This is a genomic window from Ornithinimicrobium tianjinense (assembly GCF_014636495.1).
Classification (GTDB): domain Bacteria; phylum Actinomycetota; class Actinomycetes; order Actinomycetales; family Dermatophilaceae; genus Ornithinicoccus; species Ornithinicoccus tianjinensis.
In genome coordinates this window covers 227,306-247,859 of record NZ_BMEM01000004.1, presented here as the reverse complement: position 1 = coordinate 247,859, position 20,554 = coordinate 227,306, and the positions used below count along the sequence as shown (strand labels likewise).

The 20,554-nt window shown below is 73.7% G+C and carries 24 protein-coding genes; 16 read left to right on the top strand and 8 right to left on the bottom strand.

What is annotated here, in order from left to right:
• Window positions 1–398: 398 nt before the first annotated feature.
• The 3 genes from IEV65_RS12745 to IEV65_RS12735 are packed head-to-tail and all read right to left on the bottom strand — an operon-like array spanning window position 399 to window position 3,069.
• On the bottom strand, window positions 399–1,334 hold the full coding sequence (locus IEV65_RS12745; RefSeq protein WP_188431364.1) for an NUDIX hydrolase: 936 nt from the start codon (window positions 1,332–1,334) through the stop codon (window positions 399–401).
• Window positions 1,331–2,317, bottom strand: a complete 987-nt coding sequence (mshD, locus tag IEV65_RS12740) for a mycothiol synthase (RefSeq protein ID WP_188431362.1) — start codon at window positions 2,315–2,317, stop codon at window positions 1,331–1,333. The genes IEV65_RS12745 and mshD overlap by 4 nt, the downstream gene beginning before the upstream one ends.
• A 23-nt stretch (window positions 2,318–2,340) precedes the next feature.
• Window positions 2,341–3,069, bottom strand: coding sequence for a winged helix-turn-helix transcriptional regulator (locus tag IEV65_RS12735; protein ID WP_229735245.1), 729 nt, complete (start codon window positions 3,067–3,069; stop codon window positions 2,341–2,343).
• A gap of 41 nt (window positions 3,070–3,110) precedes the next feature.
• On the opposite strand from IEV65_RS12735, the gene IEV65_RS12730 reads away from it, so the two are divergent.
• Entirely contained in the window at window positions 3,111–3,902 is a 792-nt protein-coding gene (locus IEV65_RS12730; RefSeq protein WP_188431359.1) for a hypothetical protein, read from the top strand.
• Window positions 3,903–3,976: 74 nt separating this feature from the next.
• On the opposite strand, the gene ygfZ is transcribed toward IEV65_RS12730, so the two are convergent.
• Window positions 3,977–4,993 carry a CAF17-like 4Fe-4S cluster assembly/insertion protein YgfZ gene (ygfZ, locus tag IEV65_RS12725; protein WP_188431357.1) on the bottom strand — a complete coding sequence of 339 codons (1,017 nt, stop codon included), beginning with the start codon at window positions 4,991–4,993 and terminating at the stop codon, window positions 3,977–3,979.
• 66 nt (window positions 4,994–5,059) lie between these two features.
• Here ygfZ and IEV65_RS12720 point away from each other — a divergent pair, with 66 nt between their 5' ends.
• The 8 genes from IEV65_RS12720 (at window position 5,060) to IEV65_RS12685 (ending at window position 10,767) form a co-directional block, all read left to right on the top strand.
• Window positions 5,060–6,241: an LCP family protein gene (locus IEV65_RS12720; RefSeq protein ID WP_188431355.1), complete on the top strand. Its 1,182-nt coding sequence runs from the start codon at window positions 5,060–5,062 to the stop codon at window positions 6,239–6,241.
• A gap of 25 nt (window positions 6,242–6,266) precedes the next feature.
• Window positions 6,267–6,764 carry a heme-binding beta-barrel domain-containing protein gene (locus IEV65_RS12715; protein ID WP_188431353.1) on the top strand — a complete coding sequence of 166 codons (498 nt, stop codon included), beginning with the start codon at window positions 6,267–6,269 and terminating at the stop codon, window positions 6,762–6,764.
• Between the two features lie 80 nt (window positions 6,765–6,844).
• The gene (locus tag IEV65_RS12710; RefSeq protein ID WP_188431351.1) at window positions 6,845–7,687 is read left to right on the top strand and encodes a beta-keto acid cleavage family enzyme; all 843 of its coding nucleotides are present in this window, start codon (window positions 6,845–6,847) and stop codon (window positions 7,685–7,687) included.
• Window positions 7,684–8,685, top strand: coding sequence for an asparaginase (locus tag IEV65_RS12705; RefSeq protein ID WP_188431349.1), 1,002 nt, complete (start codon window positions 7,684–7,686; stop codon window positions 8,683–8,685). Before IEV65_RS12710 ends, IEV65_RS12705 begins: the two co-directional genes overlap by 4 nt.
• Window positions 8,682–9,107, top strand: coding sequence for a D-aminoacyl-tRNA deacylase (gene dtd, locus IEV65_RS12700; protein WP_188431348.1), 426 nt, complete (start codon window positions 8,682–8,684; stop codon window positions 9,105–9,107). Before IEV65_RS12705 ends, dtd begins: the two co-directional genes overlap by 4 nt.
• A gap of 51 nt (window positions 9,108–9,158) precedes the next feature.
• A complete protein-coding gene (locus IEV65_RS12695; RefSeq protein WP_188431346.1) occupies window positions 9,159–9,485 on the top strand; it encodes a DUF2516 family protein in 327 nt (108 codons plus the stop codon).
• A complete protein-coding gene (locus IEV65_RS12690; RefSeq protein WP_229735244.1) occupies window positions 9,479–10,294 on the top strand; it encodes an alpha/beta fold hydrolase in 816 nt (271 codons plus the stop codon). The genes IEV65_RS12695 and IEV65_RS12690 overlap by 7 nt, the downstream gene beginning before the upstream one ends.
• 53 nt (window positions 10,295–10,347) lie before the next feature.
• Complete coding sequence (locus tag IEV65_RS12685; protein WP_188431344.1) at window positions 10,348–10,767, top strand: phosphomannose isomerase type II C-terminal cupin domain; 420 nt, start codon at window positions 10,348–10,350, stop codon at window positions 10,765–10,767.
• 312 nt (window positions 10,768–11,079) lie between these two features.
• On the opposite strand, the gene IEV65_RS12680 is transcribed toward IEV65_RS12685, so the two are convergent.
• Window positions 11,080–11,865 carry a class I SAM-dependent methyltransferase gene (locus tag IEV65_RS12680; RefSeq protein WP_188431609.1) on the bottom strand — a complete coding sequence of 262 codons (786 nt, stop codon included), beginning with the start codon at window positions 11,863–11,865 and terminating at the stop codon, window positions 11,080–11,082.
• Between the two features lie 88 nt (window positions 11,866–11,953).
• On the opposite strand from IEV65_RS12680, the gene mshA reads away from it, so the two are divergent.
• Genes mshA through IEV65_RS12665 form a run of 3 tightly spaced genes read left to right on the top strand, consistent with a single transcriptional unit; the run spans window position 11,954 to window position 14,490 of the window.
• Window positions 11,954–13,216, top strand: coding sequence for a D-inositol-3-phosphate glycosyltransferase (gene mshA / locus IEV65_RS12675; RefSeq protein ID WP_229735243.1), 1,263 nt, complete (start codon window positions 11,954–11,956; stop codon window positions 13,214–13,216).
• The gene (locus IEV65_RS12670; RefSeq protein WP_188431342.1) at window positions 13,213–13,710 is read left to right on the top strand and encodes a YbjN domain-containing protein; all 498 of its coding nucleotides are present in this window, start codon (window positions 13,213–13,215) and stop codon (window positions 13,708–13,710) included. The genes mshA and IEV65_RS12670 overlap by 4 nt, the downstream gene beginning before the upstream one ends.
• A 27-nt stretch (window positions 13,711–13,737) precedes the next feature.
• Window positions 13,738–14,490, top strand: coding sequence for a phosphoglyceromutase (locus IEV65_RS12665; protein WP_188431340.1), 753 nt, complete (start codon window positions 13,738–13,740; stop codon window positions 14,488–14,490).
• 51 nt (window positions 14,491–14,541) lie between these two features.
• Here the strand turns inward: IEV65_RS12665 and IEV65_RS12660 are convergent, their stop codons facing one another.
• Together IEV65_RS12660 and IEV65_RS12655 are read right to left on the bottom strand one after the other, a co-directional pair.
• Window positions 14,542–15,225 carry a response regulator gene (locus tag IEV65_RS12660; RefSeq protein WP_188431338.1) on the bottom strand — a complete coding sequence of 228 codons (684 nt, stop codon included), beginning with the start codon at window positions 15,223–15,225 and terminating at the stop codon, window positions 14,542–14,544.
• Between the two features lies 1 nt (window position 15,226).
• Window positions 15,227–16,480: a sensor histidine kinase gene (locus tag IEV65_RS12655; protein ID WP_229735242.1), complete on the bottom strand. Its 1,254-nt coding sequence runs from the start codon at window positions 16,478–16,480 to the stop codon at window positions 15,227–15,229.
• A gap of 198 nt (window positions 16,481–16,678) precedes the next feature.
• Between IEV65_RS12655 and phoU the strand changes: the two genes are divergently transcribed.
• Complete coding sequence (phoU, locus tag IEV65_RS12650) at window positions 16,679–17,398, top strand: phosphate signaling complex protein PhoU (RefSeq protein WP_188431334.1); 720 nt, start codon at window positions 16,679–16,681, stop codon at window positions 17,396–17,398.
• Window positions 17,399–17,475: 77 nt separating this feature from the next.
• Here phoU and IEV65_RS12645 read toward each other — a convergent pair whose 3' ends face one another.
• Window positions 17,476–18,018, bottom strand: coding sequence for a hypothetical protein (locus IEV65_RS12645; RefSeq protein ID WP_188431332.1), 543 nt, complete (start codon window positions 18,016–18,018; stop codon window positions 17,476–17,478).
• A gap of 142 nt (window positions 18,019–18,160) precedes the next feature.
• Between IEV65_RS12645 and IEV65_RS12640 the strand changes: the two genes are divergently transcribed.
• Genes IEV65_RS12640 through ispF form a run of 3 tightly spaced genes read left to right on the top strand, consistent with a single transcriptional unit; the run spans window position 18,161 to window position 20,522 of the window.
• The gene (locus tag IEV65_RS12640; protein ID WP_141820351.1) at window positions 18,161–18,643 is read left to right on the top strand and encodes a CarD family transcriptional regulator; all 483 of its coding nucleotides are present in this window, start codon (window positions 18,161–18,163) and stop codon (window positions 18,641–18,643) included.
• A gap of 11 nt (window positions 18,644–18,654) precedes the next feature.
• Entirely contained in the window at window positions 18,655–20,010 is a 1,356-nt protein-coding gene (gene ispD, locus IEV65_RS15940) for a 2-C-methyl-D-erythritol 4-phosphate cytidylyltransferase (protein ID WP_188431330.1), read from the top strand.
• Window positions 20,007–20,522 (top strand): 2-C-methyl-D-erythritol 2,4-cyclodiphosphate synthase, encoded by a 516-nt coding sequence (ispF, locus tag IEV65_RS12630; RefSeq protein ID WP_188431328.1) that lies wholly within the window; start codon window positions 20,007–20,009, stop codon window positions 20,520–20,522. The genes ispD and ispF overlap by 4 nt, the downstream gene beginning before the upstream one ends.
• The last annotated feature ends 32 nt before the right edge of the window (window positions 20,523–20,554 follow it).

Below are 20,554 nucleotides of genomic sequence, written 5' to 3'. Positions count from 1 at the left end.
AGCCCCGGGCTCCAACACTCGCCGCTACGAGCGGCCTCGCGCCGAGAGGCGCTCCCGGTCCGGCACGCACCTTCTTCCTCGGAGCCAGCCGCTCGTGGGCCAGCCGCTCGATCTCCCCTGCTTGACGTCCACGTCAGTGGCGACCTGTGGCCCCCCTGGGGGCCACAACTCGCCACGGACGTCCACGTCAGTCGCCTGACGTCCACGTCCGTGTGGACTTCTGGCCGCTATAGGGCCACAACTCCACACTGACGTCCACGTCAGGCGCGCGGCGGAAGCTGGCGGGGCTGCGCTCCGACGGTGGTCTGGCTGCCGGGAGAGGCCGGGGATCAGTCAGCGTGGGCGAGCTGTCCGGCGGTGAGCTTGTCCGGCGTGGGTCAGGGGAGTCGACCGCGACCTCAGGGGCGGTGACGCTCGACCGCCACCACGCGCGCCTGCGCGCCGGCGCCCTGCATGAGGCACACCAGCACCTCGCCCTTGTCGGGCGAGACCGTGCCCAGGCGGCTGAGCAGCCGCCGGTCGCCCGTGCCGAGAGACGGTGCCGCGCGGCTGCGGAGCTCTGCGAGCACGGTGCCGAAGAGCGGCCGGTGGGTGCACAGGGCGGCCGGGTCGGCAGTCGTGAGCAGCCGACCCAGGTGCTTGACCACCTTGCCCGGCGAGCGCTCGAAGCCCTCCTCGCTGAGACCCTTCTTGGTGACCATGAGTGTCCCGGTCGCGGCGACGAAGGGCTGGAGGGTGTCGACGCACCGGACCGACGGGCTGGAGAGGACGCGGTGCGGGGCGTAGGCCCGGAGGAGGCCCGCCAGCGCCCGCGACCGGGTCTGACCCTCCTCGGTGAGCGGGCGCTCGGGGTCCGGACCTACCCATTCCTGGCGGGCCACGGCGACCGCGTGCCGCACCAGCAGCAACGGCCAGGTGGCCAGCGTGCCCTGCTCGTGCAGCGCGACGAGGGCGTCGCACTGCTCCCGGTCGCGGGCGTAGGTGAGCCGGGCCCAGGCCTCCGTCGGGTCCAGCCAGCAGATCTCGTCCACCTCGTGCTCGAGCGCGCCCTCGCCCCCGACGACCTCGGCCGCCCAATAGCGCACCCGCTTCAGACCGGACCGGCTGACGGGGTACCGGGCCTCGGGCAACGGCATACCGAGCCGGACCTGCAGCCCCGTCTCCTCGCAGGTCTCCCGGGCCGCAGCGGCCGCCCAGTCCTCGCCCGCGTCCAGCTTGCCCTTGGGCCAGGACCAGTCGTCGTACTTGGGGCGGTGGACCAGCGCGACCTGCGGGCGCCCGTCCACGAGGCGGTAGGGCAGCGTGCCGGCGGCGCGCACCGAGACCCGGTTCACGACCCTTCGGTCCCCGCGGCATACATGACGTCGATGGCGGAACGCTCGAAGCCGAGCCGGTGGTAGGTCGCGATCGCGGGGGCGTTGTCGCCGTCGACGTAGAGCGTCGCGGTGTGGACGCCGACGTTGCGCAGGTGGCGCAGGCCGACGAGGGTCGCCGCCACCCCGAGCCCGCGGCCCTGGTAGTCGGGGTCCACGCCCACGACGTAGACCTCGCCGGTGGCCGGGCCCTCGCTGGGGTCGACCTTGGTCCAGTGGAAGCCGGCGATCCGCCGACGACCGTCCGCGTCCACCTCGTCGACGTCCTCGAGCAGGAGGAAGCCGTGCGGGTCGAACCAGGGCTCGGCCTCCCGCTCGTGCAGGTCGGTGAGAGTCATCCGGCCCTGCTCCGCGTGGTGGGCGAAGGCGCGGGCGTTGACCGCCAGCCAGGCCTGCTCGTCCTGGCCGACGATGAAGGGCCGGACCACGATGCCCTGCGGCAGCTCCACGTGGTCGCCCTTGGGCAGCTCTGACCACTCGCCCACGAGCGGGCGGCTCATCTGCCACAGCTCACGGACGACCACCAGCTGGCGGGAGCTGTAGAGGCGACGGGCGTCCTGGAGGTCCCCGTGCGACCAGAGGCGGGCGCGGGGCCAGCGCTCGAGCACGTGGTCGAGGAGCTGTCCGCCGAGGCCGCGACGGCGCCGGGCGGGGTCGATGACGATCTCGACCGACGGGATGTCGGGGTCGCCCAGGTCGACGTGGCCGTAGCCGAGCACGGTGGCGGCGAGGGGGTCCCCGGTGGGGTCGACGTCGAGCAGCAGCAGGTGGACGGAGGTGCTGGTGCTGTCCTCCTGCGCGGTGCGTCTGGCCTCGAGGACGGTCTGCTCGGACAGGGGTTTGACCCCGTCGTGCTGGGCGGCCCGCACGGCGAGGGCGAGCACGTCCCCGGCACGCTGCGGGGGCAGGGAGTTCAGCTCCTCGACGACGGTGTGGCCAGGCATGGGGGTCAGTCTCGCACGCTGCCTCAGCGCTCGCCGCGAGGCCCGCTGAAGCGGTAGCCGACGCCGCGGATCGTGCCGATGAGCGACTCGCGCTCCGGCCCGAGTTTGGCACGCAGCCGCCGGACGTGGACGTCCACCGTGCGCGTCCCGCCGTAGTAGTCCATGCCCCAGACCTCCTGCAGCAGCAGGTCACGGGTCACCACGCGGCCGGGGTGCTGGACGAGGTAGCGCAGCAGCTCGAACTCCTTGAAGGTCAGGTCAAGCGGCTGCCCGCCCGCCCGGACGGTCCAGCTCGCCTCGTCCACGACCACGTCCGCGACCTGCAGGGTGGCGGCGTCCGTGCCGGGGTCGGAGGTGGGCAGGGCGACGGCTGGCGGTGCCGGGCGGCGCGGCCCGCGCTGCAGGAGCAGGCGCACGCGGGCGCCCACCTCGGCGGGTCCGGCGTCCGTCGCGACGACGTCGTCCGCGGGCCAGCTCGCCTCGACGATCCCGAGGGCGGACTCGCCCAGGACCGCGAGCACCGGGCAGCCGAGCTCCAGCTGCTCCAGGGAGCGCAGCGCGCCGTGGCCCGCCATGAGGTCGCTGACGAGGTCCACGAGGACGAGGTCTGGCTCGGCGGGGCGTCTGAGCAGCACGCCGACGTCCAGGGCGTGGGACTCGAGGACGTGGGGAAGCAGGGCCAGCCCGGGCAGCACCAGGGGCACCGCGTCGGAGACGGGGGTCCGTGGGGTGAGCAGCACCAGGTCGGCCACCACCACAGGATAGGGACCAGAGGCTGACATGATGGGCCGTGATGCCGTCGACACCAGTGCAGGAGGCCGCACGCCGCGGGGCCCAGGTGCCCGTGGCGGTGGCCGTCGTGGCGGTCTCCCTCCTCCTCGGTATGGCGTCGCTCACCTCCGCAGGTCTGCTCTCCCTCGCGCTCGCCGCGGCGGTCGTGGTGGTCGCGTGGGGCTGGGCCGGGGCACTCGCGCTTCCGACGCCGCGCGGGACGGTGGGCACGATCACGGTCGGCGGGCTGGCGCTGGTGGCCGCGGTCGGGCTGCCGGCGGAGGGGCCGTGGCTGTCGTGGGTGCCGGCTGCGCTGTCGCTGGCCATGCTCGCGGCCTTCACCCACCAGCTCCTGCGTCGCGACGGTCGGCCGCGGGTGGTGACGTCCGTCAGCGCGGTCGTGCTGGCGCTCGGGATCGTGGCCTGCGGCATCCTGATGGTGCCGCTCTCGCGCACCGACGAGGGCGTGGCGCTGGTGGTGGGGTCCCTCGCGGCGGCGTCCGCGTCGGCGCTGACCGACATGGCGGGCCGGTGGGCGGCGATGGCGACCTGGCTGACGCCCCTGGCCCTGCTGGCCGGCGGTGCGGCGGCGGTCGCGACCGCCCTGGTGATGGACGTCCCGTGGACCACCTGGCTGCTGCTCGGGGTGGCCGGGGCCGCCCTCAGCCACGCGATGCGAGGGATCGTGGCGCCTCTGCCGGCGATGTCCCGACCGCGACCACGGCTGGTCGCCGCGCTGACGTCGGTGCTCGTCGTGGGCGTCGTCCCCTACCTCACCGCCCTCGTCTTCCTGCCCGACGCCCTCCCCCTCTGACCCACCGGGCGCGTCCCGGTCAGCGCGGAGGACACCACCTGGCGCGGTCGCTCGGGTATGGGGTGACCGCTTGGTCAGGGGGCGACGATCAGCGTCTGTGCGGCGCTGGTCGTGCCGGCCAGCAGCACCGCGTCGGGGTCGGTGTTGCGCTTCACCAGCGCGAGTGCGATCGGGCCGTCCTCGTGGTGGCGCGCCACGCTGGTGAGGTGGCCCACCGCTCGCCCGCCCTCCACCGGCACGAGCTCGGTGCCGGGCTCGGGCAGCACGTGGCCGGAGCCGTCGAGGTGGAGGAAGACCACGCGCCGTGGGGGGCGGCCGAGGTTCTTGACCCGGGCGACGGTCTCCTGCCCCCGGTAGCAGCCCTTGCGCAGGTGCACGGCCGTGCGCAGCCAGTCCAGCTCGTGCGGGATGGTGCGGTGGTCGGTGTCCACCCCGGCCCGCGGGCGCCAGGCAGCCACCCGCAGGGCCTCCGCGGCCCACGTCCCGGCAAGCGGGCGGTCGCCCACGGCCGTCTCCAGCTCCTCCACCGGCACGATCAGCTCACGCCAGGAACGGCCCAGCGCCGGGTGGTCGGCCGCGTCCGGCCCGTAGGCGAAGGTCTCGCCCACCAGGGTCGGCCACGGGTCGACCCACGCCAGAGGCTCGCCCTCGACCGACTCCGCGCCGACCGGCTCGCCGAGCACGGCATACCGGGCGCTCACGTCGGACACCTCGACCCGCAGCATGAACCGCATCGAGTCGAGCCACGCCGTCACCGCGGGGGCGGCGCCGGGCTCGGTCGTCAGCCAGGTGGTCTCCCCGTCGTCCACGACGTGGAGCGCGTGCTCGATGTGACCCTTCGGCGAGAGGATGAGGGTCTCGGTGGAGGTGCGCGGGGGCAGGCCGAGCAGCATCTGGGTCGTCAGCGAGTGCAGCCACGAGAGCCGGTCGGGGCCGGTCACGGTGACCACGCCTCGGTGCGAGAGGTCGACGACGGCCAGGCCCTCGGCGAGCAGCACCTGCTCCTTGTGGGGAGCTCCGTAGTGCGCCGCGACCCCGGCGTCGGGCCCGGTGCCCTCGACGGCGCCGGGGCGGGACAGCAGGACGCTCATGCCTGGCAGGCTACGTCACCGAGAACCGGCCTCAGCTGCCAGCCCGGCCCCGTAGAATCCCCGGCCATGGGTGTGGAGCACCGTCCGACGGCGGACTACGACGACTGGGGCGACCCCGACGAAAGCCGCCGCGGCCGCAGGCGCCAGGCCCGCCGCCACCGCCCGCTGAGGGCCATCGCCCTGTCCATCGGCGCGCTCGCCCTGCTCGCCGTGGTCGTGGTCGCGGGCTACGCCTTCTACCTGCAGCGCACGGTGTCCAGGAACATCAGCCACGAGGACCTGCGCGGCGAGGACTCCGTCATCACGATCTCCCCGGACCTCACCGGCGGCATCCAGCCCCCTGACGAGGAAGGTGAGCTGCCGCCGATCGTCGGCGAGGACGGCGAGGCGATCGACGTCGACGGCGCCGAGGTGTCGACCGAGACCCCGGCCCGCTCGCCCGAGGCAGGGGACGCCCTCAACTTCCTCATCATCGGCACCGACAGCCGCGACCTCAGCGTCGAGCGGGGCCGCTCCGACGTCATCGTGCTCATGCACATCAACGACGAGCGCGACCGCGTCGACCTCGTCCACTTCCCCCGCGACCTGTTCGTGCCGATCGCGGGCACCGGCGGCAGCTCCAAGATCAACGCCGCCTACGCCTACGGCGGGGCGCCGCTGCTGGTCCAGACGCTCCAGCCGCTGATCGACGTCCCGCTGGACCACGTCGTCATGGTCAACTTCGAGAGCTTCAAGGCGATGACCGACGCGATGGGTGGCGTGGACGTCAACGTCACCGAGGCGGGCGGCGGTTTCAGCGCCGGCGTCCAGCACATGGACGGCGAGCAGGGGCTGCGCTTCGTTCGCGAGCGCAAGTCGCTGTCGCAGGGCGACATCAGCCGCGGCGAGCGCCAGATGCAGTTCGTCAAGGCCGTTATGCTCAAGGCGCTCTCGCGCGAGACGCTGACCAACCCCGCCCGGCTCGCGAGCTTCATCGACGCGGCGACCACCAACCTGACCGTCGACGAGGACCTCAAGGTCAGCGACATGCGCGACCTGGGCTTCTCCATGCGTGAGGTGCGCGGCGACGACGTCCACTTCTGGCAGGGCCCGTGGTGCGGGATCGACATGCACCCGGTCGCCGGCTCGATCGTGCTGATGTCCGAGAGCCAGATGGGGCGTCTCTCGGACTCCCTGCGCAGCGACTCCATGGACAGCTACGTCGACTCGGTGTCGCCGACCAGCGGTTTCAGCGGCGTCTGCGGCTGACCCCCGGCTCGCCTAGCATGGGGCCGTGCCTATCGAGCTCGACCCCACCATGCACCCCGACTGCGCCCCGCTGGCCTGGATGATCGGCTCGTGGGCCGGGGCCGGCGTCGTCGGCTACCCCTCCATCGAGTCGCGCCACTTCGGCCAGGAGGTCACCGTCACCCATGACGGCCGGCCGTTCCTCATGTGGACCTCGCGCACCTGGCTCCTCGACGCGGACGGCAACCAGGAGCGCCCCAGCGCGATCGAGACCGGCTTCTGGCGCCCCCAGCCGGACGGCAAGGAGGTTGAGCTCCTGCTCTGCCACCCGACGGGGATCGTGGAGATGTATGCCGGCGAGATGTCACCGGCCAAGGTCGAGCTGCGCACCGACGGCGTGATGCGCAGCCCGCACGCCAAGGAGTATGCCGCGGCGCACCGCCTCTACGGCTACGTCAACGGCAACCTGATGTGGGTCATGGACATGGCCGCGACGGGCCACGCGCTGCAGTCGCACGTCTCGGCCGAGCTCAAGCGCGTCTGACCAGGCCCGTCCGCCGCCCGGGGGCCACCCGGGCGACCCGCGCGCGCACGGCATACCCCTGCCCCTGAGAGGATCCCCCCATGTCCGGAACGCTCATCACCGTGGCGCCCACCGGCGCCGAGACCGCCAAGGCCGACGTGCCGCAGCTGCCGACGACGCTGGAGGAGCTGGTCGAGACCGCGCAGCGCTGCGAGGCCGCCGGCGCGGGCCTGATCCACGTCCACGTCCGCGACAGCGACGCGGGGCACGTCCCGACCCTCGACCCGGTGCGCCTGCGGGACACCGTTCAGGCGCTGCGCGAGGCCACCGACCTCGTCGTCCAGCTCTCGACCGGCGGCTCGGTGCACGACCCGCTCGAGAAGCGCCTGACGGTGCTGGACGCCGAGCCGGACTCGTGCAGCCTGACCTGCGGCACCGTCAACTTCGGCGACGACGTCTTCCTCAACCCCTACGGCTTCATGAGCGACCTCTACGTGCAGGCGCAGGAGCGCGAGGTCGTGCCGGAGTTCGAGCTGTTCGACCTGGGCCACGTCGCGGCGCTGCGGCGGCTGATCGACACGCACGGCCTGCCCTTCGGCGGCAAGGTCCACGTCGACTTCGTCACCAACGTCCCCGGCGGCATGCCCGGCACGGTCGAGGCGCTCGTCGCAGGCGTGCAGATGCTCCCCGCCGAGGTCACCAGCTGGTCCGCCACCGGCATCGGCCGGGCCCACCTGCCGATCGCTGCGGCGGCGCTCGCCCTGGGCGGACACCTGCGGGTCGGCATGGAGGACAACGTCATGTATGCCCGTGGCCAGCAGGTGCAGCACAACGCCGAGCTGGTCGAGCGGGCCGCGGGCCTGGCCACGACCCTGCAGCGGCCGCCGCTGTCGACCGACGAGGCGCGCGAGCTGCTCGGCGTCAAGGAGCGTCGCACCCGATGAGCACGAGCCCGCTGGCCGGCGCCCCGGTCGTCGCAGAGGTCGTGCGCAACGGCTTCGTCGAGTCCGTCCACCACGGCGTCGTCGCCGGCACCGGGCCCGACGGGCAGCTGGTCGTCGAGGTCGGCCCGGTGGACGCCCCGATCCTGCCGCGCTCCTCGCTCAAGCCCCTGCAGACGGTCGCCATGCTGCGCGCCGGGCTGGAGCTGACCGACGAGGAGCTGGTCGCGCTGGCGGCCGCGAGCCACTCCGGCGAGCCCTTCCACCAGGACGGCGCCCGGCGCATCCTGGCCTCGGTGGGGCTGGACGAGACCGCCCTGCAGAACACCCCCGACCGCCCGCTGTCGGAGACCGAGCGCCAGCGCTGGCTCGCGGCGGACCTGCCCCCCTCGTCGGTCGCGCAGAACTGCTCGGGCAAGCACGCCGCCATGCTGGCCGCCTGCGTGGCCGCCGGGTGGGACACCGCGACCTACCGCGACCCGGGGCACCCGCTGCAGCGGCTGATCGTCGAGGTCGTCGAGGAGCTCACCGGGGAGCAGGTCGCCGCCGTGACGGTGGACGGCTGCGGCGCCCCGGCCCTGGCCGTCACCTCCGTGGGGCTGGCCCGCGCGTTCGGTCGCCTCGCCTCCGCCGCGGAGGGCACCATCGAGCGGCGCGTCGCCGACGCGGTCCGCGCCCACCCGGGCTGGCTGGGCGGCACCGGCCGCGACGTCACCCGCCTCATCGAGGGTGTTCCCGGCCTCATCGCCAAGGACGGGGCGGAGTCGGTGTATGCCGTCGGCCTCGCCGACGGCTCGGGACTCACCGTCAAGATCACCGACGGCTACGACCGCGCGCGGGTGGTGGTCATGACCGCCGCCCTGCGCCGGATGGGCGTGGAGGGGCTCGGCCCGGACGTGGTGGGCGTGCTGGACGCGCTCGACGCCGACGCGGTGGTCCGCGGGCACGGCGAGCCGGTCGGTGGCGTGCGGGCGGTCCTGCCGGAGGCCACCGCCCGGTGAGGGCGGTGCTGCAGCGCGTCACGCGCGCCAGCGTGACCGTCGCGGGCGAGGTCGTCGGGGCGGTCGAGCGCCCCGGCCTTCTCGCCCTGGTGGCGGCGACGCACGCCGACGGCCCCGCCCAGGTGGAGGCGATGGCGCGCAAGATCGCCGAGCTGCGGATCCTGCGGGACGAGCTCTCCGTCTCCGACGTGGGCGCCCCCGTGCTGGTCGTCAGCCAGTTCACCCTCTACGGCCAGACCCGCAAGGGCCGCCGCCCGTCGTGGAGCGACGCGGCCCCCGGCCCCGTGGCCGAGCCCCTGGTCGACGGGGTCGTCGCCGCGCTGCGCGGTCGTGGGGTCGAGGTCGCGACCGGCGTCTTCGGTGCGGCGATGGAGGTAGAGCTCGTCAACGACGGGCCGTTCACGGTCGTCGTCGACGTCTGAGCCGCGCCCGACGCGCAGGGCAGTCCCAGCCGGACGGCATACCCTAGGAGCATGCCCGCGCTCTACAACGCCCAGAGCCTGCTCTCCTCGGCCGTCGGTGTGGCCGTGTTCGTGATGATGGTGTGGGCCCTGATCCACTGCGTGCGCACCCGCGAGGACGCCTTCCCCGCCGCCGGCAAGCGCACCAAGACGTTCTGGCTGGCGCTCACGGGCGGGGCGACCGTCGTCGGCTTCATCTTCCTGCTCAACCCCTTCAACCTCTTCAGCCTGGCGGCGATCGTCGCGGCGGGGGTCTACCACGCCGACGTCAAGCCCGCGGTGAGCGCCGTGCAGCGTGGTGGCCAGGGCACCCACATGGGTCCCTACGGCCCGTGGTGAGCCGCTTCGGGGCACCCCGCACCGAGCTCGTCGACGGCCCCGCCGGGCCGCTGGAGATCCTGCGCACCGGTCACGGGCGGCCCAGCACGCTCTTCGTGCACGGCCTCGCCGGCTCGATCAGCACCACCCGCCCCTACGCGACGGCCGTCCCCGGGACGCGCACCTTCATGCACCTGCGCGGTCACGGCCGCTCGGCCGTGCCCTCCGGGCCGTTCGGGTATGCCGATCTCGCCGCCGAGGTCTGGTCCGTCGCGGACCGCCCGGACGTGCGCGCGGACCGCGCGCTGGGGGTGAGCATGGGGGCGGGCGCGATCCTGCGCGGCCTGACCCAGGAGCCGCACCGCTTCGAGCGGGTCGTGCTGGTCCTGCCGGCCACGATCGACCGGCCTCGGTCCGACACGGCCATGGCCGCCCTGGAGTCGCTCTCCGAGCGGGTCTCCAGCGGCGACCGCGACGCGGTCGTGGAGCACCTGGTCGCCGACCAGCCCGCGGCCGTGCGGGCGGACCCGGCGGTGCGCGTCTGGGCGGAGGGGCAGGCTGAGCAGCTGCTGTCCTCGGGCGTCGAGGCGGCCCTGCGCCTGCTGCCGTCGCAGGCGCCGGTGCCGGACCGTGCACGGCTGTCCGAGGTCACCTGCCCGGTGCTCGTGCTGGGTCAGGAGGGCGACGACACCCATCCCGCGGAGGTCGCCGAGGAGCTCGCGGATCTGCTGCCCGACGCGGTGCTGCACGTGGCGGGGTCCGGTGGCATCATGTGGGAGCACCGCCTCGAGACCCGTGAACTCGTCGGTGCGTTCCTCGCGGGGCAGTGAGGGACACGAGCCGGGGCGTGCAGGGCGCCCCTGACGAAGGAGTTGCACAACCGGTGCCGACCGACCAGCCCGACCTCACCACGCCGGACCACGACGTCCTCCGCCACGACCGGACCCAGGACGTCTTCGTCGTCGAGCGACCCTGGGGGCGGTTCCAGCAGTTCTCCAGCAACGAGGTCGTGACCGTCAAGACCATCACGGTGGAGCCGGGTCACCGGCTCTCGCTGCAGACCCACGGCCATCGTGCGGAGATGTGGCACGTCCTGGACGGGGCGGTCGACGTCATGGTGGACGACCGCTCCTGGTCCGCGGGTCCGGGAGAGATGGTGTGGGTGCCCTCCGGTGCGGTGCACCGCCTGGGCAACTCCGGCGCGGTCCGCGCCCGGGTGCTCGAGCTGGCCTTCGGCGACTTCGACGAGGCGGACATCACCCGGCTCGAGGACGACTACACCCGCTGCGAGCCCGGCTCCTGAGCAGCGGCAGCACGGCTGGGGGGTCTCCACCGCTCGCCGAAGGAGCCGCCGGCCCGCGTAGGCGTGCGCGCTCGCGCCTGGCCGGTATGGCGTGCGCAAGTCACTCCGGTGAGTGCGTCGTGCTCGCCCCTGGCCGGTATGGCGTGCGCAACTCACTCCGGTGAGTGGGTTGTGCTCGCCCCTGGTCGGTATGGCGTGCGCAAGTCACTCCGGTGAGTGGGCCGGGCTCGCCCCTGGCCGGTATGGCGTGCGCAACTCACTCCGGTGAGTGGGTCGGGCTCGCCCCTGGTCGGTATGACGTGCCCCTCGCCCTCAGCGGGGCGCGACGGCCGACCAGGCGACCGTCAGCTCGCCGAGCCGCCACCGGGCCGGCCCGTGCAGCACCGGCCAGCCCTCCTCGCGCAGGTCGGCGACCGTCGCGACGAAGCGCTGACGGGCGCCGTAGGACGCGAGCGGCGACCGTCGCGCCCACGCCGCGTCCAGCGACCGGAGGAAGCCGTGCACCGGCTCGCCCGGCACGTTGCGGTGGATGAGCACCTTGGGCAGCCGCTCGGCGACCACCGACGGGCGTTCCAGCCCGGCCAGCCGCCAGGCGAGCGTCAGCGACCGCGGGTCGGGCGTCCCCTCGGGGCCTCGCCGCACGTCCACCCACGTCGCCAGGCGGCCGATCTCGTCGCAGGTGCCCTCGACAAGGGCGCCGCCAGGCGCGAGCCGGCCCACCACCTGGGCCCAGGCACCGGGAGACTCGTGCTCGGCATACTGCCGGAGGACGTTGAAGGCGCGCACGACCACCGGCTCGCCGCCGCCGGGCACCGGGACCTCGAAGCCGCCCAGCACGAAGTCCACCCGCGGCGGCACCGCCACCGCCACCCCGCGAGCCACCCGCTCCGGATCGATCTCGACGCCGACGAGCCGCACGTCGGGGCGCACGCGCGCCAGCCGGTCGGCGAGCTCGAGGACGGTCACCGGCGACGCGCCATACCCCAGGTCCACGACCACCGGCGCCGCCGCCGGACCCCGCAGGACGTCCCGCAGCGCCCAGGCCATCCACCGGTCCACGCGGCGCAGCCGGTTGGGGTTGGTGGTCCCGCGCGTGATCGTCCCCACCGGGCGAGGACGGGCAGGGCGCGGGGTCACCCGGCAAGCCTAGGCGGCGCGCCGAACCGCGCGGTGCCAGACTGGGCGGGTGCCTGCCCCGACCACCTCCGCCAGCGCGGTGGTCCGGCGGCTCGCGATGGTCGCCCTGCACACCAGCCCGCTCGAGCGTCCGGGGACGGGGGACGCGGGCGGGCTCAACGTCTACGTCGCGGAGACGGCTGCCCGGCTCGCGCGACGTGGCGTCAGGGTGGACGTCTTCACCCGCGACGCCGGGACGGCCACCGGCGCGGTGCCCCTCGCGCCGGGTGCCACGGTGCACCACCTGACCGCCGGACCCCGGGCCCCCGTCGACAAGAACGCCCTTCCCGCCCATCTGGAGGCCTTCGCGGACGCGCTCGGCGGGGCGCTCGCCACGGGCGGGTATGACGTCGTCCACTCCCACTACTGGCTCGCCGGCGTCGCTGGTCGGGTCGCGTCGGCACGCGTCGGCCTGCCGCTGGTGCACACCGCCCACACCCTCGCCCGCGTGAAGAACCTGGCCCTCGCGGAGGCCGAGCGGCCGGAGCCGGAGGTGCGCGTCCGGGGCGAGCAGCGGGTGGTGGACGAGGCGGACGCCCTCGTCGCCAACACCGAGCTGGAGGCGCGGGCGCTGCTCGACCTGTACGGCGCCGACCCGGGGCGGGTCCACGTGGTACTCCCGGGGGCGGCGCTGGAGACCTTCCGCCCGGGGTCGCAGGCCGCGGCCCGCGCCGGTCTCGGCCTGCCGGAGGACGCGCTCGTCCTGCTCTTCGTCGGGCGGATCCAGCCCCTCAAGGCCCCGGACGTCCTGGTCCGTGCCGCGGGGGAGCTGGTGCGCCGCGACCCCTCGCTGCGCGGACGTCTGGTCGTGCTCGTCCTCGGGGGACTCTCCGGCTCCGGCCTGGCCGCCCCGGACGCGCTGCGCAGGGTCGTCCAGGAGGAGAGCCTCGAGGACGTGGTGCGCCTCGGCCCACCGGTGTCGCGCGAGGAGCTCGCGGAGCACTACCGGGCCGCCGACCTGGTCGCGGTGCCGTCGCACAACGAGTCGTTCGGGCTGGTGGCGGTCGAGGCCCTGGCCTGCGGCACGCCGGTGGTCGCGGCGAGGGTCGGCGGCCTGCCGGTCGCCGTCGGTGACGTGGGCGTCCTCGTCGACGGCCACGACCCCCGCGACTGGGCCGACGCGCTCGCCGCCACCCTCGGGCGGCTCTCCGACCCGGCCCGGCGCGCGGCGTGGGCCGAGCGCGCGGTCACGCACGCGGCCGCGCTCTCCTGGGAGCGCACGGTCGACGGCCTTCTTGCCACCTACTCCACCACCCTCGAGGAGACCTCATGACCGACCTGGCCCGCCTGTCCGCGATCCTCGACGGGCTCGGCGTCGCGTGGGAGCCGGGAGCGCGCGAGGGGGAGACCGTCGTCACGCTGCCCGGCGAGCACAAGCTGCGCACCGTCGTCTCGCTGCACGTCGGCGCCCGAGCCCTGGAGCTGCGCGCGTTCGTCATCCGCAACCCCGACGAGCGGCACGAGGACTTCTACCGCTTCCTGCTGCGCCGCGCGCTCCGCCTGCCCGGTCTCGGGTATGCCGTGGACGCGGCGGGCGACGTCTACGTCACCGCCCGCGTGCCGCTCGGGGGGCTCGACGAGCAGACCGTCGACGAGCTCCTGGGCGGCGTCCTCGCGGCCTGCGACGAGCCCTTCGACGACCTGCTGCGGATCGGCTTCTGGACCTCGATCCGGCGGGAGTGGGCCTGGCGCGTGTCCAGGGGCGAGCCCACCACCAACCTCGAGGCGTTCCGGTCCGAGCTGGAGGCGGAGGACGGCGCGGGGTGAGCGCGTTGGACCACTAGGGTGGGCGTCATGAGCGCCGAGTACACCCTGGTCCTGCTCCGTCACGGCGAGAGCGAGTGGAACGCCAAGAACCTCTTCACCGGCTGGGTGGACGTCCACCTGACCGAGAAGGGGCAGCAGGAGGCCCGGCGCGCCGGCGAGCAGCTGCTGGCCGAGGGGCTGCTGCCCGACGTCGTCCACACCTCGCTCCTGCGCCGCGCCATCACCACGGCCAACGTCGCGCTCGACGTCGCCGACCGGCACTGGATCCCGGTGCACCGCACCTGGCGCCTCAACGAGCGGCACTACGGCGCGCTGCAGGGGCTGGACAAGGCCGCCACCCGGGACAAGTACGGCGAGGAGCAGTTCATGCTGTGGCGCCGCAGCTTCGACACCCCGCCGCCGCCCATCGACCCCGACGACGAGTACTCCCAGGCCGGCGACCCGCGCTATGCCGAGGCCGACGGCGACATGCCGCTGACCGAGTGCCTCAAGGACGTCATCGCCCGGATGCTGCCCTACTGGGAGTCCGCGATCGTCCCCGACCTGCGCGAGCGCAGGACGGTGCTCGTCGCCGCCCACGGCAACAGCCTGCGCGCGCTGGTCAAGCACCTCGACGGCATCTCGGACGAGGACATCGTCGGCCTCAACATCCCTACGGGCATCCCGCTGCTCTACGAGCTGGACGGCGACCTGCGCCCGGTCACCGCGGGCGGGCGCTACCTCGACCCCGAGGCGGCCGCGGCGGCGATCCAGGCGGTCGCCAACCAGGGCAAGCACTGACCCCGGGCGGCACGGCGCCCGAGGGGGCGCCGTGCCGTCCGGCACGGACGATCAGAGCGACTCGAACTTGTAGCCCAGCCCCCGCACCGTGATGATGTGCGTCGGGGAGGAGGGGTTGGGCTCGATCTTGGCGCGCAGCCGCTTGACGTGCACGTCCAGGGTCTTGGTGTCCCCGACGTAGTCGCTGCCCCACACCCGGTCGATGAGCTGGCCACGGGTCAGCACCCGCCCGGCGTTGCGCAGCAGCATCTCCAGCAGCTCGAACTCCTTGAGCGGCAGCTGCACGGACCGGCCGTCCACCTGCACGGTGTGGCGCTCCACGTCCATCCGCACCGGACCGGCCTCCACCGTGGAGGGCACGAGCTCCTCGGGCTCGGAGAGCCGGCGCAGCACGGCCTTGATGCGCGCGAGCAGCTCGCGGCCGGAGTAGGGCTTGGTGACGTAGTCGTCGGCCCCCAGCTCCAGGCCCACGACCTTGTCCACCTCGGAGTCCTTGGCGGTGAGCATGATGACCGGCACGGACGAGCGCTGCCGCAGGGCCCGGCACACGTCGACGCCCGAGAGGCCCGGGAGCATGAGGTCGAGCAGCACGAGGTCGGCGCCGGAGCGGTCGAACTCCTCGAGGGCGGCCGGCCCGGTCGCGGCGACGGCCACGTCATACCCCTCCTTGTCCAGGAGGTAGGAGAGCGGGTCGGAGAAGGACTCCTCGTCCTCCACCACGAGAATGCGGGTCATGTCAGCGGCTCACCTTTCGTGGGTGCGTCGAGGGTATGTCGTCCCCGTGCGCCGGATCGGCGACCCGGAGCGGCCCGTCGGCCGCGTGCGGGGCGGGGGAGCCGGTCGGGCGGAGGTCGTCGAGGGCGGCAGGCAGCCGCAGGGTGAAGGTGGAGCCCTGCCCCTCCCGGCTCCACAGCGTGATCTCGCCGCCGTGGTTGGCGCAGATGTGCTTGACGATGGACAGCCCCAGCCCGGTGCCGCCAGTGAGCCGGGAGCGGGCGGAGTCCACGCGGTAGAAGCGCTCGAAGATGCGTTCCTGGTCGGCCGCCGAGATCCCGCTGCCCTGGTCGGAGACCGCGACCTCGACGACGTCGCCGACGCGGCGGGTCACGACGCTGACGCGCGTGCCGTCGGGGGAGTAGGTGATGGCGTTGGTGAGCAGGTTGCGGATGGCGGTGACGACGAGGTCGTGGGCGCCGTAGATGCGCAGCTGAGGCAGCGGCCCCTGGGTGGCGGCCACGATCTCGTGGTTTCCGGCCAGGGAGGCGGTCTGGTCGATGGCCTCGTTGGCGCAGGCGACGACGTCGACGATGACCATGTCCGCGAGCATGTCGCTGGTCTGCAGCCGGGACAGGTCGACGATCTCGGTCACCAGGTGCGCGAGGCGGTTGGTCTCGGTCTTCATCCGGCCGGCGAAGCGGGCCACGGCCTCCGGGTCGTCGGCGGCGTCCTCGACCGCCTCGGCGAGCAGCGCCAGCCCGCCGACGGGGGTCTTCAGCTCGTGGCTGACGTTGACGACGAAGTCGCGGCGCACCTCCTCCACGCGGCGGGCCTGGGTGCGGTCCTCGACGAGGATCAGCACCAGGTCGTCGTTGATGGGGGCCACGCGCGTCGACAGCTCGAGACGGCTGCTGGTCAGGGGCCCGCGGGCGACGTGGATGTCGCGCTCGCGGATCTGACGGTCGCGGTGGACGGCGGCCACCAGCTCCAGGAGGTCGCGGTCCAGCAGGTTGTGCCCGCGGACGAGGCCGAAGGCCAGGGCGGGCGAGGTGGCGCTGCGCACGCGGTTGCCGCGGTCGACCACGATCGCGCCGGAGCGGAGCACGGCCAGCACGTCGGCCACTCCCCGGGGGAGCGTGGCGGCCTCCAGCGCGGCGGCCTGCGCGGCGGCCTCGGCCCGGCGGCGTGCGGGAAGGGTCGCCAGCCAGACGACCGTCAGAGCCGCCGCGATCCCGGCGAGGACGCCGAGGGTGAAGGCGGGCAGGGGGCTCACAAAGCCCACAGTATGCGGCACCGGCTCGCCCACGAGCCGTCCAGGCCCGGACCCGCCGGTGGAGCGGGCCCCCGTCAGGCGGCCGTCACCCCGATGACATACGTTGTTCATCACACCGTGGGACGATCGGCCACCGTCGGCGGGAGGCGGCCACCGGGGCCGCGGGTGCTGACGGCACGACGACACGAAAGGGATGAGATGCGCAGCGTCTTCCACGACCAGCTCGAGCAGATCTCCGACGGCCTGGTCGAGCTGAGCCGACTGGCCTCCGAGGCGCTGGGGCGGGCGTCCACCGCACTGCTGGAGGCCGATCTCTCCCTCGCGGAGCAGGTGATCAGCGACGACGAGAAGATCGACGCCCTGCGCCGCCAGATTGACAACGACACGATCGACGCGCTCGCGCGCCAGCAGCCGGTCGCCACCGACCTGCGCCAGCTGGTCACCACCCTGCGGATGACCTCCGACCTCGAGCGGGCGGGCGACCTCGCGCGGCACGTCGCCAAGCTCACCCGGATGCGCTACCCCGACCACGTGCTCCCCGCGGAGCTGCACCCGACCTTCGCCGAGATGGCTCAGGTCGCCGAGCAGATGGTCCTGCGCTCGGGCGAGATCATCGCGACCCTGGACACCCAGGGGGCGGCAGAGCTGAAGGCGCAGGACGACACGATCGACCGCCTGCACCGGGCCGTCTTCGGCATCCTGCTGGACGAGAGGTTCCACGGCAACACGCAGCTCGTCATCGACGCCACGCTGCTGTCCCGCTACTTCGAGCGCTATGCCGACCACGCGGTCTCGGTCGCCACGCGCGTGGTCTACCTCGTCACCGGCGGGTGGAACGACGACATCGACCCGGACGACCGCAGCTGGCGCGAGCACGAGGCGGTGGCCCCGCACGAGGTCCCGCGCTCCGAGCTCTGAGCATCACGCCCTGCTGACAGCGCGAGGCGCCGCCGTCCTTCCCGGACGGCGGCGCCTCGTGATGCTGAGGGGCGGGGTCAGTGGTCGCCCTCGCCCTCCTCGGTCTGGTGGGGCTCGACGGTGCCGCCGGCGTCGTCGGCGAAGTCCTCGTAGGGGCCCTGGGGCAGCAGGACCGGGACGTTGGCGGCCAGCGTCTCCCCGCCACCCTGGAGGCGGACCTCCACGCTCTGGCCCGCGGCGTTCTCGACCGCCTCGACCTTCGTGCGCTCGCCCTCCGTGCCGTCGGCGGCGACGCCGTCCAGGCGGACGCTGCTGCCCGGCTCCACGGTGACCTCGCCGGCCGGCGTGCCGGCGACCGTGACGGTCACCGTCAGCGGCTCGGCACCGCTGTTGACCAGGGTGCCGGAGACCACGCCGGGAGCGCCGGCGCCGTGGCTGACCACCAGCACGTCACGCGCGTCGAGGCTGGTGCCGTCCATGTCGATGCCGTCACCGGGGGTGTAGCGCAGCAGGGTGGTCTGCGGGTTGGTCACGGCGCAGGCGCTGAGCGCCAGGGATCCGGCGGCGAGCGCGCCGACAAGGGTGGCGCGGCGGGTGCGGGACGAGGCAGCGGTCTTCACGGGGCCAGCGTAGCGGGAGGTGCGGGGGAGGTCGGTGGTGACGCGACGCCCTTACCCCTGACCAGCGCAAATACCACGCATCAGATTCGTGACGTTCGCCACGCATGGTATTCTGGACTTCCGCGAAAGGGGCCAGCTGAAGATGACGTTCAAGGTCGGCGAGACGGTCGTGTACCCGCACCACGGAGCCGCTCTCATCGAAGAGATGAAGACCCGCACCATCAAGGGCGAGGAGAAGCTCTATCTCAAGCTCAAGGTAGCCCAGGGAGACCTCACCATCGAGGTCCCGGCGGAGAACTGCGACCTCGTGGGTGTCCGCGACGTCGTCGGCAAGGAGGGCCTGGACAAGGTCTTCTCCGTGCTGCGCGCCGAGCACACCGAGGAGCCCACCAACTGGTCGCGCCGCTACAAGGCCAACCTCGAGAAGCTCGCCTCCGGCGATGTGATCAAGGTGGCCGAGGTCGTCCGTGACCTGTGGCGTCGTGACAAGGACCGCGGTCTGTCCACGGGCGAGAAGCGCCTGCTGAGCAAGGCCCGCCAGATCCTGGTCTCCGAGCTGGCGCTCGCCGAGAAGACCAACGAGGACACCGCCGAGGCCACCCTCGACGAGGTCCTCGCGTCCTGAGCGACGCACCGGTGCCCAACGCCGGTGAGGGCTGGCCCGTCGGGCTCGTCCTCGTCGCCGCCGGTCAGGGCACCCGCCTGGGCGCCGGCATGCCCAAGGCCCTCGTGCCGCTGGGCCACGGCCCACGCTCCGCACCCGTCATCGTCCACGCCCTGCGCGCCGCGTTGCGCTGCAGGGCGTTGACGTCGGTGGTGGTCGTCGCGCCGGCCGACCCTGACGGTATGGCGCAGCTGTCCGCCGCGGTCGCGTCCGTCCCCGTCCCGCCGGGCGTCTCCGTCACCGTCGTGCCCGGCGGTGCCGAGCGGGCCGACTCGGTCGCGCTCGGGCTGGCCGCGCTCCCGACGGAGGTGGGGGTCGTCCTCGTGCACGACGCCGCGCGGGCGCTGACGCCGGTCGAGGTCTTCGACCGGGTGATCCACGCGGTGCACTCCGGGCACGCCGCGGTGACCCCCGCCCTGCCGGTGACCGACACGGTCAAGCAGGTGACGGTCGGGCCGACGGGCGTGGAGACCGTGGCCGCCACGGTGGACCGGTCCACGCTGCGCGCCGTCCAGACCCCGCAGGGCTTCCTGCGCGAGACCCTGGAGCGCGCGCACCGGGAGTTCGGTGCAGGGTCTGCGGCGCCGCTGGCGACCGACGACTGCGGGATGGTCGAGGCCCACGGCGGCCGCGTGACCGTGGTGGCCGGCTCTCCCCGCGCCCTGAAGATCACCACCCCCCACGACCTCGAGGTCGCCGCCGCCTGGCTGGACGACGACAACGACAACCCCGACCCCGACTCATCCCCAGACCCCCGCCGAGCGCGTGACGTGGTTGCTCCTGAGGGCACCCGGCGCACCGAAGGGTTGCCCGGCCGTCCCCTGCTCGTCGTCCTCAGCGGCCTCCCCGGTGTGGGCAAGACGACGATCGCCCGGGCGCTGTGCCGACGCATCGGCGCCGCCCACCTGCGCGTGGACACGGTGGAGCAGGGGCTGCTGCGCGGCGGGCTGCCGGAGGACGAGCTCGTCGCCCAGGGCTACGGCGCGACGTATGCCGTGGCCACCGACCAGCTGGCCGTCGGGACCCCGGTGGTGGCCGACATGGTGAACGGCATCAGCCTGGCCCGCGAGGCGTGGGACGAGGTCGCGGCGGCGACCGGTGCACGGCTGGTCCGGGTGCTCGTCGAGTGCAGCGACCCCGGGCTGCACCGTCGGCGGGTCGAGGGTCGTGCCCCCGATCTCGAGGGGCACCGGCTCCCCAGCTGGGAGGAGGTCCGCGACCGTGAGCTCGAGAGCTGGGTGGAGGCCGACGTGTGCCTCGACACCGCCGTGCTGTCCGCCGAGGAGGCTGTCGAGCGGATCATCGCCCAGGTGGAGGACGGGACATGAGCACGCACACGGCATACCCCCTGCCCCGGACCGGGATCGGAACGGACATCCACGCCTGGGCGCCGGACGACGACCCGCGGCCGCTGTGGCTGGGGTGCCTGGAGTGGCCCGGGGAGCGGGGCGTGGCCGGGCACAGCGACGGCGACGTCGCGGCCCACGCGGCCTGCAACGCGTTGCTGTCCGCCGCGGGGCTGGGTGACCTGGGGTCGGTCTTCGGGACCGACCGGCCGGAGATGGCGGGCGGCTCGGGTGCCCGGATGCTGGCCCACGTGAGCGAGCTGCTGACCACGGGCGGCTGGGTCGTGGGCAACGTCGCGGTCCAGGTGGTCGCGCCCAGGCCCAAGGTCGGCCGCCGTCGGGCGGAGATGGAGGCTGCGATGTCGAGCGCGCTCGGCGGCGCGCCTGTCTCCGTCAGCGCGGCCACGACCGACGCCCTGGGGTTCGTCGGCCGCGGCGAGGGTCTGGTCGGGATCGCCACCGCGCTGGTGGTGCCCGCGTCCGGGGCCGGCTGACCGACACCCGGCCTGGTCGACCGACCCGGCCG